Below are 15,217 nucleotides of genomic sequence, written 5' to 3'. Positions count from 1 at the left end.
AACAGCAACAGCAACAGCAACGCCACCACCGGCCCTGGCAGTAATGGCGCCAACAACGCTGACACTCAGACCGGAATCAATGGCGGCAGCGCGGGCACCACCAATCCTGCGTTAAGGCCGGGCAACGGTGGCGGTTCATCGTCGGCACCGTCTTCGGGCGGCACCAGCGATGCGCTGCAACAGCAACGTCAGCAAAGCGGCGAGCGGATGATCATGGAGCGCAAGGGACAGGTGCAGGAAAATAATTAAGCATTCACTCCCTTGTGCGTTGACATTCTGTTCCGCGGGCCAGTCTGTCGGCAGGCGGTGGGACCTGACGGCCAGCGCCGGGGAGGCGTGTTGCCATAGGGCCCGTGTATTACGCCTGGAGCGCCGAATACACCGGGCGTCTTTTGGTGGTTAACCTTCAATCCCGCTCTGTACGATCTCCATGCCTGGCCTTAAGCTCGCGTCACTATCATTGGAGGTCATCATGGCTAAAGCATCTGCATCCGTGCGCGTCGCGGTTTCGGCCGATCAGGTCTGGGAGTTGGTGGGGGGCTTCAACTCCTTGCCCGACTGGCTGCCACTCATTGCCAAAAGCGAACCGGATGAAGGCGGGCGGGTTCGTCATCTCACCACTCAGGACGGCGCCCGGATCAGCGAGCGGCTGATGGCGTTCGACGACCGGGCTCGCACCTACAGTTACTCGATCACCCAGGGACCGTTCCCGGTCACCGATTACCTGGCAACCCTTAAGGTCAGCGCTGACGGCGAACACGGTGCGCTGGTTGAATGGTCGGGTACCTTCACCCCGGTGGGCATCAGCGACGCAGAAGCCGAGACCTTGTTCCTGGGAGTGTATGAAGGCGGCCTGGAAGCGTTGAAGGGCAATTTCTGATCTATTTGCGCAAGACCTGTCATGCAAGGTTGCACGAAAGGGAGGGGCTGATCGCGACCTGACCGAGTGGGGGGGCGCAGGTTGCAGGGCCGGTCCGATCACTGAACGATTCATGGTTGAGCAAATGGAACCGTTCGGGCGCGTGGGCCACCTAGGGTAATCGCTTTCAGGACCCGTCCCCATGCCACCTGCCTTGACCCTGCCGAATGGGCCCTCGCTTCTCGTGCTTCAGCTGCGTTTTGCATCGCTTGGCGTGATGCTGTTGTGCGCAGGTTGTCAGTCCATCGATTACCAGGCATTTGGCTATCCTCCTCAACCCTCCATAGAGCGCACGCCCAGGTTGGTCGCAGGGCTCAGTCGCAGTACGGATGCAGCACCGGCCTTGCAACCCCATGTTGCGGCAGCTCCCTACGACGGCAGCGACATCTGGGGGCGACTGGGGCAGGGGTTCAGCCTGGTGGATGACACGGGTGTGAATGCGCGAATCGCACGCCAGCGCGACTGGTTGCTGGGCAATCCTGGCTTTTTGCGCAATGCCAGCCTGCGCGCCAGCCCGTATCTGCATTTCATCGCCGAGAGCCTGGACCAGCGAGCAATGCCTGCTGAGCTGGCGCTGCTGCCCATTGTCGAAAGCGCCTACAACCCCAAGGCCAATTCAATCCGCGATGCGGCCGGCCTGTGGCAGTTCATGGCCGCCACCGGACGCGACTTTAATCTGCGCCAGACGGCCTGGTATGACGGGCGCCGCGATGTGGTGGCGTCGAGCAAGGCCGCGATGGATTACCTGACTCGCCTGCACGATCAGTTCAATGGCGACTGGTTGCTGGCCATGGCTGCCTACAATGCTGGCGAAGGAACAGTCAGCCGTGCGGTGCAGGCTAACCAGCTGCGGGGTTTGCCCACTGACTATTGGCACTTGAACCTGCCCCGCGAAACCCAGGATTACGTGCCGCGCCTGCTGGCGCTGTCGTTGCTGGTGCGTGAACCCCAGGTTTACGGCGTGCAGCTGAGTCCGGTGGCCAACGCGCCTTATTTCACGGCAATCGAGCTGACCCGTCCGGTCGACCTCAGTCAGCTGGCGGCCAGCGCCGGGATAAATGAGACGGTGCTGCTGAGTCTCAACCCCGCGTTCCTGCGCAAGAAGACCCTCGACGGACCCACCCACCTGCTGGTGCCTCGCGATCAGGCGCAACAATTAGCCGCCAGCCTCGCGAAGATGGCCCCGTACGCGAATCAGGCAACCGGTGAGGCGCTGGCGATATCGACCAGCCCTGCGTCACCGTCCGTCAGATTGACGCCTTGAGACGTCAAGCCTGCGACCTCATGTGACCTTCCGCAGTGCGCCAACGCTTGCGCAAATTCGGTACCCGCCTAGATACAATTTGGCTCATGGTACAAATGAAGGTCACGAAAGACACCTATCAGGCTCTAAAAGACACACTTGTACAGGTAAATCCCTCTGCCGCTTGCTGAACTTTTCGATCTGCGTGTACCCAGCTCGATACATCATGCCTGAATAGCACGCCGACATATTTTGAAACATCGTGTCGATATTTACAGTGTGAATACCTGCCCATCATCACACCTTCACAGCACCTGTGCGGCGCTCGTCGTTAGTTGGATCCCGGTTGAGAATCGCGAACGCGATTTTCCAGAATCCTGTCGCTCAACGGCTGGCGGATGCAGGCGTAGTGCCAGCGAGGCCCCGCAAAACAAGGGCTTCCGAGCGCTTGGCTGAATGGATAAAGCTATGTTCGGAAAACCGAATCCCGGTAGTTGGATTTCCGAACGGGTTGGGTTATTGAAAACAGATGCAGGTTAGTTGGTGCATGATCCGTTTTCTTATATGTTTTTTACACCTGTGTCCGAATGGAATAGGTAATGGTACTATTAAAAAACTTATTATAAGATTAAAACAATTTTAAACTTATTATTGATAGTAGTGTTGCAGTTGTTTGGGTTTTAGCATGTCTAAAGTTAAGCATTTTTTAACTAGCGAGCGATCGTAATTATCGCAGAGCCTTTCACTTCATTTGAGTGTGTTCCACTGCACGGTCTAATCCTGCACTGAAATGGCGCATAAATCCTTGATTCTCAATGCATTGCGCGGTCAGCTAGGAATTGCTCCCAGCTCTTCGGGACGTCAATAAGGCATTGTTTCAAAGGGCGCAAGTCAAAGATTTAAATACACGTTTGAAACGCTCGAACCGCTCGTTAGTTGCACTGGGCAATGAAGTCATATTGATATCACTGACGGAACTTTGTGATCCCGTTCTCAGGTCACACGGGAACTAAAATTAATGATTGCTGCCTTTGTAATGCGTGGTACTAATAACTCGCTTGCACCCAAATTGAGAGGTATCGATGAAGGAAGAAATCGATGTAAGCGGCTGGGCGTGTTTTGCGGGAAATACAACGCTGGATGTTCATCAGATTGCGTTGAATACAGCCAGCCTGGGTATGGATTTACTTTTGTGTGGCGAGACAGGGACCGGTAAGGACACGCTGGCAAAGCGCATTCACGAACTGTCCGGCCGCACAGGCGCCTTTGTAGGCATGAACTGCGCGGCCATCCCCGAGTCGTTGGCCGAAAGCCAACTGTTCGGTGTCGTCAATGGTGCCTACACAGGTGTCAGTCGGTCGCGCCCGGGCTATATCGAAGCGGCCTGCGGAGGAACGCTGTACCTGGATGAGATCGACAGCATGCCGCTGAGCCTGCAGGCCAAGTTGCTGCGTATTCTCGAAACCCGTGGGGTCGAGCGGCTCGGCTCGACTGCATTCATCCCGGTAGACCTGCGGGTGATCGCCTCGGCGCAACGTCCTCTGGATGAACTCGTGGAACAAGGGCTGTTCCGTCGCGACCTGTTTTTTCGTCTCAATGTGCTGACCATCCAGATGCCAGCCTTGCGTAACCGTCGTGAGCAGATCCTGCCGTTGTTCGACCAGTTCACCCAGACCATCGCCGGCGAGTTCGACCGCCCCATACCGATGCTGGACAACGGGCTTGTGCAATTGCTGCTCAGCCATGCATGGCCCGGCAACATCCGTGAACTCAAGTCGGCGGCCAAGCGCTTTGTCCTCGGTTTCCCGTTGCTGGGCGTGGACATCGAGCCGCACCGCGACCCTGAAACCGGTTTGAAAACCCAGCTGCGGGTGATCGAAAAGATGTTGATCGAGGACGCATTCAAGCGCCACAAGCACAGCCTGGACGCAGTGATTCAAGAATTGGAGATCCCCCGGCGTACGTTGTATCACCGCATGAAGGAACTGGGCCTGACCTGCCTGGGTGTGTCCGATCCGCTGCTGTCCTGAAGACTGAAGCCTGTTGTCTCGCGAATTGTTTAAAGGCCCGTTGCGCCAGCATAAGCAATATGCAGGCGCGTGAACTGCTAGAGGTCGTGAATGAGCGTGAACGATGATCCGTCGGCCGACGACAATCATGTGCCTAACCTGACTGTCATCGCCCAAAGTATTTCTCAACTGGGTATCGACGTACTGCTGTCGGGGGAGACCGGCACTGGCAAGGATACCGTCGCCGAGCGTATTCACCACCTGTCGGGCCGTAAGGGTCGCCTGGTGGCCATGAATTGTGCGGCGATTCCCGAGTCGCTGGCCGAAAGCGAGTTGTTCGGCGTGGTCAGCGGCGCCTACACCGGCGCCGATCGCTCCCGCGTCGGCTACATCGAAGCGGCGCAGGGCGGCACCCTGTATCTGGATGAAATCGACAGCATGCCGCTCAGCCTTCAGGCCAAGCTGCTGCGGGTGCTGGAGACCCGTGAAGTCGAACGCCTGGGTTCGACGGCGCCGATTGCGCTGGATGTCTGCGTGATTGCCTCGGCGCAGCATGCGCTGGACGAGTTGGTCGAGCAGGGTCGCTTTCGCCGGGACCTGTATTTCCGGCTCAACGTCCTGACCCTGAAATTGCCACCGTTGCGCTCCCAGCGGGAGCGGATCCTTCCGCTGTTTCGGCGTTTCGCCCTGGTCTCGGCTCGCGATTCCGGCTTGTCCATGCCAGAGGTCAGTGCAGTGCTAAGGCATCTGCTGTTGAATCATCAATGGCCCGGTAACATCCGGGAACTCAAATCGGCGGCCAAGCGCTTCGTGCTGGGTTTCCCGCTGCTGGGGGATGAGGCAGGTGAGGAGCGCGAGTCGTCAACCGGATTGAAATCCCAGTTGCGCGTGATCGAGAAAGTCTTGATCCAGGCCGCGCTCAAGCGGCACAACAACAGCATCGAGGCCGTAAGCCAGGAGCTGAACATCCCGCGCCGCACCCTGTACCACCGCATGAAGGAGCTCGATGTCTAAGCATGGTCCGGATAACCTCGCTGGCGCCAGTTTGATAAGAACGGTGGGCAACAGGCGACACCCACAGCCGACCCACTAAACTGCCGTCACAACCCCGACGTCTCCCACGGGTATCGCGCAATAACGGGCCTGCACACCCACGGTCCAGATCACGCCGGCAATCCCGGCGCGTCAGCGATCGGACCCCGACTGCCTGCCTTTGTTTTTCTATTTGCTCAGCTGGTTGCAGATTTTGGCGATCCTGCCGGGCGGACCACCGCTGGTGCAACTCGGGGAACTCCTGCGCCATAACCTCCCTGGCCGCACGTACCCAGCGATAAAACGCGTTACCGGAAATACCAATGAGCGGTGCAGCAGTTGGGCCGGGCCAACCTGCCAGCAGGTACACCGCAAAGGTTGACCACAGGTGCATATGTTCGAGTCGGGCAAACGGCGTTCCGGTCAAGCTGTTATAGCCCTTACGGCAGGAACGGCATCTATAAGTCGGCAGGCGAAATCCTGGTTGCACACCTTTTGAGAAATACACACTGGAACTGTCGCAGTGCGGGCAGCATCGATACTGCTGATAGGGCAGCTCATGCAGATGGCGGATGAACATAACCGCCGCGGGACGCAGATTGACCGGCAAACAAACATAGTAGTCCGGTAACTCATCTTGCCCCGACAGGGGCGGTATCGGGCGCTTTGGCATCATGGTTTCTTCCCGGCCCACAGAAACGCGGACACCGCGCTGCCAGTGTCCATGGGGTTGGGAATAGAAAATCAACTTTCCAGTATGAAGGCTGCAAAAGTCCGGCAGCTCAACATCAAGCTAGCTTTCGTGCCGTCTGCGCCGCTAACTCTGCCTCACGCGTGGCGATGGCTTCTTCCAACTCAGGGGACCGCTTGGCCCATTGCTCCGGTGGTAGCGGCCTGGACCATTCTATGATGTCGGGATAGGGCAGGTCTGGCGGCGGGTTCAGTTTCCAGCGTTCAAGGACATCTATCAGTAGCGTATTAAAAATAAAAATCCCGCAGAAGCCTTCCCACAAAGCGGTTATAAACCAGCCTCTCAACTTCGCAGCCTTGATAAGGTCGTCCAGGTAGGTAGCCGATATTCCTTTAGATCTGTCGAAGCGTGCCGTCTGATCTTCAACAGCGTCCGGCCCAATCTCCATGTAGCTGCGCACGCACTCCCACAACGCCATGGCCGTAGTGCCGCCGCCACAGTTAAACCCGAACCAAAAATGCTTGTCATCGTCCTTGGCCTGCGGATCAGGATTCTCAAAGCCAATGATCAATAAGCCCATCGTAGCTTTACCCGCCTGACTCACCGAAGACTGCTGCGTGGCCGCCGCCGTCACGCTTTCCCAGGGGACAATCCAGTACTTGCCATCCTCTCGTGGCACGCACACCTCGCGGCGTTGCCGATTAAAGCGCACCGGCAAGGGGACATCGCGAAATAGGCCCTGAATTAAAAAAAGCGTGGGAATCCCAATGATGAAGGTAGTCATGATCGCAAATATGTGCATATCGTCATGATCATTTCTGAACAGATATCCCATGAATGCAAACAGCATCACCATCGGCCACAGCACCATCACCGCCGAGCCGATACTGTAGTTTCCGATGTCGAGAAACACCTCGTTCTTGCGCCAAATGGTATTGAGCACATCCGAGGGTTTTTCACCGGTGGGAATGGGCAACGGCGCCAAGTAGTCATTGCGCGCAAACATCCTTTTTTTTGTGGTGCCTGCCGGTGGCGTACTCATGCGCAGTCCTTGGCCTTGGGTTGCAGGTAAATAGAGCCTGAACGCTCACTGTCGAGCGGGTAGCTTGGCACGCGATCCAGTTCCGGTGTCGGATCGTCCCGCAGGGCAATCACATCCCCGTTGCCACTCACGGTAAAGGCCACACCGCGTTCGCCGCCGATAAAGTTTCGGGCGCCCAGCAGCGCGGTGAATGGCGTGCGATACCGCAAACGCAGGGAGATCGTGCTGGGTAGGGTGCTAAGGACACCTTGTACTGAGCTGAAGGGGCCGTTCAGGCGTAAACCTTGGCCTTCGTTATCGGGTATCCAACAACAGGTGCTGCCGGGCAGCCAGTGAGGTGCCATATCCCGCCATGGGCGAGGTGGTTTATAGGCGGAGTACGGGCCGTTTTTGATCAGGTCGCGAGACGCCTGAGTGTCGACCGGATCGCCGATCAGGCTCAGTTCCAGATAGACACTGCCAGGTTCGGCGCCGGGCAAGTCGATGGTCAGGGCATTGATGACGCTCTGGGAGGCTAGCCCGGAAGGACCACTGGAACCGACCATCACCGAGCTGCTTTCTGCGCTGACGCGGGGGGTATACAGGATGCCGTACAGTTGGTTGAGTTCGTCTTGTTGGGCCTTGGCCGCAATAGGCTCTAGATTACCAGCTCGGGCTTTTGACCAGCAGCAGAAGTTGAGGAAATTTTGCAGTGGGGTTTGCTGAAAGAACCAGGTGATCAGGTACAGCACGCCCAGCGCGGCAATGACCCAGTTCAGTGGGCCCATGCACAACGAGTAGCGCATGATCGCTGCTTCCACTTCCACCAAGCCTGCCAAGGCTCTTGCCGTTTGACCAAAGCCTAATAGCGCTTGAGCCCCATAGGCCGCTACTTGGCCCGTAACGACGGTCTTGCGCATCTGCAACCAAGGATCGATATGCGTCTGGCTGCTTTCCAGTTGTAGTTGCAGTGACTTGTATTCGTTTAGGGCCGCGCTAAACGACAATCCACCAATCACTCCACCAAACAGCGTCAAGGTTGGGGCCGCCGACCCAAAAAAATTAAATCTATCTTTCGCCAAACCCTGCCGCACCTGATTATCAATGACTGCCACCAACGCAGCAGCGGCATACAACGAAGCGGAAACTGTATCGTTCACGCGCTGACTGTCCATCCCCTTCACGGCTGCGGCCTGACTCAAGTAGTTACTCGCATTGAGCGTGTTCAGCAGCAAGGCCGCCAGCGGCACGACCCCGCCGCTATTGGTCACAAAGGAGGAGTTTGCGACGCCTGACACGCGTCCGACGCCAATGGCTTCCCCCGTGGTGCGGGCCCATTGGGTCAGCCCTTCCGCTTGTTGGCCCAGTACTCATCGCAAAAAATTTCTTCCCCCGCAGGGCCCGTGACACGAGCCGTCTGGCTGACCAGCACCGATTTGCGTGTCACCCGTGGTGGACGGTAGAACACATCCCAAAGAATCGCGCTAAAGCTGTTGCGGTAGCCTTGAGTGAATCCGTCTTGGGGGTTGACGTCGCTGGTGATCGACTCCTCAAGTGCCTGCGGCTGCGTGCCGTCATGCTCAACACTGAGCAGCAGCCACAACGCGTTGCACTGCTGACGCGGGTGTTCGGTCAGGTCGAAGAAGTGGCCACTGCGCAGGATCGGCTGGTCGCTTTTACCCTCGGCCAACTGGTAGTCGGTACGGTGCCGCTCCAGGGCCTGCCGGGCCAGCTGTTTGCCGCGCTTTTCATTCTCGATCAGCACCGGGTAGCGGTAGTCTTCGAGTGCCGGAGCGAACTCGGCAGTGAATTGGCTTTCGAGCAACAGGCTGGGGCGTTTTAGATCGTAGCCCCGGCGCGTCGTCGTGCTGGTCCGCGTGTTGAAACGCAGGGAGAACTGGCTGACGACCGGATGATCCGCTGCCAGTCCAGAACCTTGCTGATAGGGTGTTTCGCCCAACTTGGGGAAATAGGTCTGGTCGTCAGTAAATACCAGATGATGACCATCCTGATCGTGTTGGTGGTGCCACGACATCCCGTCCTCGCTGCACAACCGCTGGATGAACTCGAAGTCGTTTTCACCGTATTGAGTGCAGTATTCGCGCACTGGGGTGGTGCTGACATGAAAGGTATATGCATCGGCCTGAATCCCGTGGTCTTGGAGCACTTTGGCCACGATCTGCGGCACCGTCAGATTCTGGAAGATCCGCTGGTTGTGGCTGAACTGCAAATAGTGCAGAGCGGGTACCAAGGTCAGGTGATACCGGGTCAGACGTTTACCGGCCTCGCCGACGAACACATCTTCGATTCGCCCATGAATACCTTCCCCATTCAGACCAAACTGGAGAAAAGCCGGCTGGCTGAGCAGGCTCTCCAGATCGAAATCAGGGGACTCGCTGACGAGTTCAACCTCGATCGCATACAAGCTGCTGATGGCTTCAGTACCGTGGAAACCCAGCACCTTGAAATCGTTGCGGACAGAGGGAATCAGTAATGTGAAGTGTGCAGTATTGGCAGGCGCGAACATGCGCTTATCCTTAAGCTGAGAGAGGAGGCAAAACGCGATGCCCAAGCCATACCTAGCCTGAACAAGCTTAAATTTCCGAGCACCCTAACGAAGCGGCAAACGAATTGATGCAGGAAACGTCTTAAAAAGACTCCGAATCTTCAACAGAATATTTCTTCGGCGAACAACAGAGTCAGTGAAAATGATGCTGAGTTCATTGCTCAGCTGCGCGGGCGCATCCCTTGAAACAACTCATCTGCGACAAGCTGTTTGACTAATACTCTCCAGTGTTTTTTGTAAGTCCCTCTGAATGATTGCTTTTGGCTGATTCTGTCCCACCGACAGAACAAACTCAAAGGGAGGACTTTCGGAATCACAACTTGCCCGAGGGCAGATCTATTACCTTGGGGCCGCTTTGCTTTGCCTTTAAAACACGAGTCTCGACCATCAATACTTCGTTAATCGAGGCGAGGTTGGCAATCTTTTCGCGTAGTTCCTCATTCTCTTGGCGGAGCATTCGATTTTTCTCGCGCTCAGCCAAAAAGTCATGGTGTTTCACATCTCGCTGAGCACGACTTGAACGCCCCTGAGCTTCGCGGATCGCCTCGGCGACGGTTGGGTAGTGATTGTGAATCAGGGCGGTTGAAACACCAGCTTCACGCGCCACCGCGGCGATAGTGACCTTGGATTCGCGCTATGCGCCCGACCGCGCAGGATACGTGCAAGTGCGAGTTGCAAATCCCGCTCGCGGGCGTCCGAGGGCTTGCGTTTAAGGGTCATGCTACGTTCTCCTCCGGGTCGTATCCAAGCTGCATAAGCATCACGACAGCGATCCAAATTACGCAATACGCGCTGCTCCGTAGGCCGAGCGGCATGGATGCCGCGAGAGCCGCCCCCGGCCATGGATGGCCGATGGCGGCGGGCCCACGGAGCGTCGCCGCAGAGACGGTACTCCGACGAAGGAGGCGCCCAACCAAGAGCAAAAGCGCTTCGGTTACTTTCGCGCTTTTCGAAAGTGACCCGCTGTAAAAGCGGAACCGATATCCGAGCCATCCAAAATACCGGATATCTACTTATCATCCACTGCCGAAACACGCTCCCGATAGGCGAATAATGACCCAAATAGAAAGCCCCAGACCTTGCGAGTCCGGGGCTTGAACAAAACGGCCACATACCGCCCGGCCAAAAAAGAACGCTAAGCGTTAGGCTGCCACCCACCACCAAGCGCCTTATAAATCGCCACGATACCGCGATACAGCTCAATCTCCGCCTGGGCCTGCGTGTCCTCAGCCGCCAACCGCTCGCGCTCGGCGTCCAGCAACACCAAAAAGTCCGCAGTCCCTTCCTTGTACTGAATGCTCGCCAGATTAGCCGCCGAACGACTCGCCTCGCTCTGACGCACCAGCGACACCAAACGCTGCTGGCGCTTGTCATAATCGCTAAACGCGTTCTCGGTTTCCTCCAGCGCCTGCAACACCTGCTGCTCATAGTTCGCCAGCGCACCCTCGGCATCGGCATTCGCGCCACGGATCCGCGCCCGCACACTGCCCAAATCGAACGCCGCCCACGTTATGCTCGGGCCCAATCCCCAGGCTTGCGCCGCCCCTGAACCAATCTGCGAACCTCGGCTGGCAGTGAAGCCAAGGAAACCGCTAAGGCTGACCCGAGGGAACAGGTCGGCAGTTTGCACTCCGATGCGTGCGGTTTGCGCCGCCAGTTGCCGTTCGGCACTGCGCACGTCAGGACGGTTCTCCAGCAAACGGGTCGGATCGCCAATCGGCAGCGCCTTGGAAATCGCCGGCAGTTTGGCCGGCGCCAGGCTCACGGTCATGGCGTCCGGGCGTTCACCCAGCAGGGTGGCGATGCGATTGCGCTGGCGGGTCTGTTCGGCCTGCAGTTGCGGAATCGTCGCTTCCACGGCGGCCAGACGTGCATCCGCGCGCACCACGTCGATCTCGTTGCCGACGCCTTCGTCGCGCAATTGCACGGTGACCCGGCGCGAGTCCTGCTGGTTTTTCAGGTTGTCGCGGGCGATGTTTTCGCGCAGTTGAGCGCCGCGCAATTGACCGTAGGCGTCCACCAGCTCGGCGATCATGCTCACTTGAAGCTGATACAGGTTGGCCTCGGCCACTTGCTGATCGGCTTCGCTGGCTTCCAGTTCGCGCTGAATGCGACCGAACAGGTCGATCTCCCAGGCCATGTCCAAGCCTAGGTCGTAGCGTTCCTGATTGACCCGGTGTTCGGTTTCACCCGGCACCTGGGCGCGACCCACCTGGCTGCTGGCGCGGCTGGTCACCACGGGCATGGCATCGTTGCTGATGTCGTCACGGATGGCGCGAGCCGCCTTGAGCCGGGCGAACGCGACGCGTAATTCGCGGTTGCCTTGCAGCGACTCGGCCACCAGTTGATTGAGCGTTGGATCATCGAATTGCTGCCACCAGATCGTCTCTGTGCGGCTGCGGTCGTAGGCGCCCTGGGCAGCGGCCTGGATGTTGGCCGCCGCGGTGTCCGGCTTCTTGTAGTCAGGGCCGACGGCACAGGCCGCCAGCGCAAGGACCAGCAGGCTCGGCAGAAAGAGTTTTACAGCCTTCATCAATGAGCCTCCGGGGCGATGGTCTGAACGTGTTGCGCCTTGGCCGCCTTGCGCGCCTGTTTGCGCTCCACGAAATTACGAATCAGCACATAGAACACCGGGGTCAGCAGCAGACCGAAGAAGGTCACCCCAAGCATCCCGGAGAACACCGCCACCCCCATGGCGTGACGCATTTCGGCACCGGCACCGCTGGACAGCACCAGCGGCACGACACCCATGATGAACGCGAAGGACGTCATCAGGATCGGACGCAGCCGCAGCCGGCAGGCCTCCAATACGGCCTCCAACGGGGTCTTGCCTTTTTCCTGTTCGTCCTTGGCGAACTCGACGATGAGGATCGCGTTCTTGCACGCAAGACCTACCAATACGATCAGGCCGATCTGGGTGAAGATGTTGTTGTCGCTACCGGCAATGATCACCCCGGCGATGGCCGACAGCAGGGTCATTGGCACGATCAGGATCACCGCCAGTGGCAGGCTCCAGCTTTCGTACAGGGCCGCCAGTACCAGGAACGCCAGCAGCACACAGAGCGGAAAGACCAGCAGCGCCGTATTGCCCGAGAGAATCTGCTGATAGGTCAGGTCGGTCCACTCGTATGTCATGCCGTTGGGCAGTTCTTGCTTGAGCAGTTTTTCCATCGCTGCCTGGGCTTGACCCGAGCTGTAGCCTGGGCCTGCGGCGCCGTTGATCTCGGCGGTGATGAAGCCGTTGTAGTGCATCACGCGGTCGGGGCCAGAGGTGTTGGTGACGTGCAGCAGGGTCGCCAGCGGGATCATTTCACCCAGGTTGTTGCGCACTTTCAGCTGACCGATCTGCTCGGCGTCCTGACGGAACTGCTGTTCAGCCTGAACGTTGACCTGGTACGTGCGACCGAAACGGTTGAAGTCGTTGGCATACAGCGAACCCAGGTAGACCTGCAACGTATCGAAGATGTCGCTGATGGCCACGCCGTGGGTCTTGGCTTTTTCCCGGTCAATGGCGGCATCCACCTGCGGCACGTTGACGGTGTAACTGGTGAACAGCGCGGCCAGTTCCGGCACGCTGCGGCTCTTGCCAATCACGTTCATCGTCTCTTTATACAGCTCGTCATACCCCAGGTTGCCCCGGTCCTCGATCTGCAGCCGGAAACCACCGATGGTGCCCAGCCCCTGTACCGGCGGTGGCGGGAAGATCGCCATGTAGGCTTCCTGAATCGATGCGTACTCACCGTTGAGCGCACCGGCAATCGCCCCGGCCGACTCGCTGGCCAGCTTGCGCTCGTCGAACGGTTTGAGCGTGACGAACACCACACCCGAGTTGGGGCTGTTGGTGAAGCCATTGATCGACAGGCCCGGGAACGCTACCGCGCTTTCTACGCCCGGCTGCTTCAGCGCGATGTCGGACATGCGCTTGATCACGTCTTCGGTGCGGTCAAGGCTGGCCGCGTCGGGCAATTGCGCGAACGCGACCAGGTACTGTTTGTCCTGCGCGGGCACAAAACCGGTGGGCGTGCTCGAGAAACCCAACCAGGTCAGCACGATGAGCCCGGCATAGACCAACAGCGCCACGCCGCTGACACGAATCACGCGGCCCACGGCCCCTACGTAGCCATTGCTGGCCTTGACGAAGAAGCGGTTGAAGGGGCGAAACAGCCAGCCTCCCAGCAACTTGTCGAGGAACCGCGAGAAGCGATCTTTCGGTGCATCGTGAGCACGCAGCAGCACTGCAGCCAGCGCTGGCGACAGGGTCAGCGAGTTGAACGCGGAGATCACCGTAGAGATGGCAATGGTCAAGGCGAACTGTTTATAGAATTGCCCCGTCAGCCCGGAGATGAACGCCGCCGGGATGAACACTGCGCAAAGTACCAGTGCGGTCGCGATGATCGGGCCGGTCACTTCGCGCATTGCAATCTGTGTGGCCTCCATCGGTTGATGGCCCAATTCGATATTTCGCTCGACGTTCTCCACCACCACGATGGCGTCGTCCACCACGATACCGATCGCCAGCACCAGACCAAACAGCGACAGCGCGTTGAGCGAGAAGCCGAACAGGTGCATGACGGCAAACGTACCGATCAGCGACACCGGCACCGCCGCCAGCGGGATGATCGAGGCGCGCCAGGTCTGCAGGAACAGGATTACTACCAATACGACCAGAATCAGCGCTTCGAACAGGGTGTGGACCACTGCCTCGATGGAACCGCGCACGAAGATGGTCGGGTCATAAACGATGCTGTAGTCCATGCCTTCGGGGAAGCTCTTCTTGAGCTGGTCCATCTGGGCGCGCACTTCGTTGGAAATGTCGATGGCGTTGGAGCCAGGCCGCTGGAAAATAGGCATCGCCACCGCTGGCTGGTTGTTCAGCAGTGAGCGCAGGGCGTACTGGCTGGAGCCCAGTTCGACTCGGGCAATGTCGCGAACCCGGGTGATCTCGCCGTTTTCACCGGAACGAACGATGATGTTTTCGAACTCTTCTTCCGAGACCAGACGGCCCTGGGTGTTGATCGACATTTGAAAGCTGGTAGCGCTGGGGGAGGGCGGGGCACCTAGTTGACCGGCCGCGACCTGGCGGTTTTGTTCGCGAATGGCGTTGACCACATCGGTCGCGGTGATATTGCGCGACGCAGTCTTGTTTGGGTCCAGCCATACGCGCAACGAGTAGTCACCCATACCGAACAGTTGCACGTCGCCGACACCGTTCAGGCGCGCCAGCTCATCCTTGATGTTGAGCACGGCGTAGTTGGACAGGTACAGCATGTCGTAGCGTTTGTCCGGCGAGGTCAGGTGCACCACCATGGTCAGGTCCGGGGAGGCCTTGTCCACGGTGATACCGATCCGCGTGACCTCTTCAGGCAGCTTGGGTTCGGTGCGGGTTACGCGGTTCTGCACCTGTACCTGCGCCGTGTCCAGGTTGGTGCCCAAGGCGAAAGTGATGGTCAGGGTCAGTTTGCCGTCGGCGGTTGCCTGCGAGGACATGTACAGCATGTTCTCGACACCGGTGATCGCCTGTTCCAGTGGCGCGGCCACGGTTTCGCCGATGACCTTCGGGTTGGCGCCGGGGAAATTGGCGCGCACGACCACGGTCGGCGGCACGACTTCCGGGTACTCACTGATCGGTAGCTGAAACAGCGAGATGGCGCCGGCAATCAGGATCAACAGCGAGAGCACCGCCGCGAAGATCGGGCGCGTGATAAAGAACTTTGAAAAATTCATCGAGTGTGTTCC

9 protein-coding genes and 2 pseudogenes are annotated in these 15,217 nt (G+C 58.3%); 5 read left to right on the top strand and 6 right to left on the bottom strand.

Translation table 11 applies throughout. The features are described 5' to 3' along the window. The 5 genes and pseudogenes from B3I26_RS13045 to B3I26_RS13025 form a co-directional block, all read left to right on the top strand. Positions 1-249: hypothetical protein (locus tag B3I26_RS13045; protein WP_296258178.1), on the top strand; the 249-nt coding region annotated here is incomplete at its 5' end. Between the two features lie 223 nt (positions 250-472). Further along, the gene (locus B3I26_RS13040; protein WP_296258176.1) at positions 473-880 is read left to right on the top strand and encodes an SRPBCC family protein; all 408 of its coding nucleotides are present in this window, start codon (positions 473-475) and stop codon (positions 878-880) included. Between the two features lie 181 nt (positions 881-1,061). Next, a pseudogene (locus B3I26_RS13035) lies at positions 1,062-2,162 on the top strand (transglycosylase SLT domain-containing protein); the annotation flags it as partial. Between the two features lie 1,178 nt (positions 2,163-3,340). Further along, on the top strand, positions 3,341-4,192 hold the full coding sequence (locus tag B3I26_RS13030) for a sigma 54-interacting transcriptional regulator (RefSeq protein ID WP_409522023.1): 852 nt from the start codon (positions 3,341-3,343) through the stop codon (positions 4,190-4,192). Positions 4,193-4,282: 90 nt separating this feature from the next. Beyond that, positions 4,283-5,185 carry a sigma 54-interacting transcriptional regulator gene (locus B3I26_RS13025; RefSeq protein ID WP_296258174.1) on the top strand — a complete coding sequence of 301 codons (903 nt, stop codon included), beginning with the start codon at positions 4,283-4,285 and terminating at the stop codon, positions 5,183-5,185. An 806-nt stretch (positions 5,186-5,991) separates the two neighbouring features. Here the strand turns inward: B3I26_RS13025 and B3I26_RS13020 are convergent. From B3I26_RS13020 to B3I26_RS12995, 6 genes and pseudogenes are all read right to left on the bottom strand, one after another. Beyond that, the gene (locus B3I26_RS13020; protein ID WP_296258173.1) at positions 5,992-6,936 is read right to left on the bottom strand and encodes a hypothetical protein; all 945 of its coding nucleotides are present in this window, start codon (positions 6,934-6,936) and stop codon (positions 5,992-5,994) included. Beyond that, positions 6,933-8,213, bottom strand: coding sequence for a hypothetical protein (locus tag B3I26_RS13015; RefSeq protein ID WP_296258171.1), 1,281 nt, complete (start codon positions 8,211-8,213; stop codon positions 6,933-6,935). The genes B3I26_RS13020 and B3I26_RS13015 overlap by 4 nt, the downstream gene beginning before the upstream one ends. Positions 8,214-8,281: 68 nt before the next feature. Next, positions 8,282-9,442, bottom strand: a pseudogene (gene tssI, locus B3I26_RS13010) (type VI secretion system tip protein TssI/VgrG); the annotation flags it as partial. Positions 9,443-9,794: 352 nt separating this feature from the next. After that, the gene (locus tag B3I26_RS13005) at positions 9,795-10,088 is read right to left on the bottom strand and encodes a hypothetical protein (RefSeq protein ID WP_313483021.1); all 294 of its coding nucleotides are present in this window, start codon (positions 10,086-10,088) and stop codon (positions 9,795-9,797) included. Positions 10,089-10,616: 528 nt separating this feature from the next. Beyond that, positions 10,617-12,014, bottom strand: coding sequence for an efflux transporter outer membrane subunit (locus B3I26_RS13000; protein WP_296258170.1), 1,398 nt, complete (start codon positions 12,012-12,014; stop codon positions 10,617-10,619). Then, complete coding sequence (locus tag B3I26_RS12995) at positions 12,014-15,205, bottom strand: efflux RND transporter permease subunit (RefSeq protein ID WP_296258169.1); 3,192 nt, start codon at positions 15,203-15,205, stop codon at positions 12,014-12,016. The genes B3I26_RS13000 and B3I26_RS12995 overlap by 1 nt, the downstream gene beginning before the upstream one ends. Between the last annotated feature and the right edge of the window lie 12 nt (positions 15,206-15,217).

It is taken from the genome of Pseudomonas sp. UBA5706, from assembly GCF_002419965.1.
Lineage (GTDB): Bacteria > Pseudomonadota > Gammaproteobacteria > Pseudomonadales > Pseudomonadaceae > Aquipseudomonas.
This window is presented reverse-complemented; position numbering and strand designations above follow the sequence as displayed.

Coding starts and splice junctions, on each gene's coding strand:
- B3I26_RS12995 (WP_296258169.1), bottom strand. CDS start 15,205: ATGAATTTTTCAAAGTTCTTTATCACGCGCCCGATCTTCGCGGCGGTG.
- B3I26_RS13040 (WP_296258176.1), top strand. CDS start 473: ATGGCTAAAGCATCTGCATCCGTGCGCGTCGCGGTTTCGGCCGATCAG.
- B3I26_RS13020 (WP_296258173.1), bottom strand. CDS start 6,936: ATGAGTACGCCACCGGCAGGCACCACAAAAAAAAGGATGTTTGCGCGC.
- B3I26_RS13030 (WP_409522023.1), top strand. CDS start 3,341: ATGGATTTACTTTTGTGTGGCGAGACAGGGACCGGTAAGGACACGCTG.
- B3I26_RS13025 (WP_296258174.1), top strand. CDS start 4,283: ATGAGCGTGAACGATGATCCGTCGGCCGACGACAATCATGTGCCTAAC.
- B3I26_RS13000 (WP_296258170.1), bottom strand. CDS start 12,014: ATGAAGGCTGTAAAACTCTTTCTGCCGAGCCTGCTGGTCCTTGCGCTG.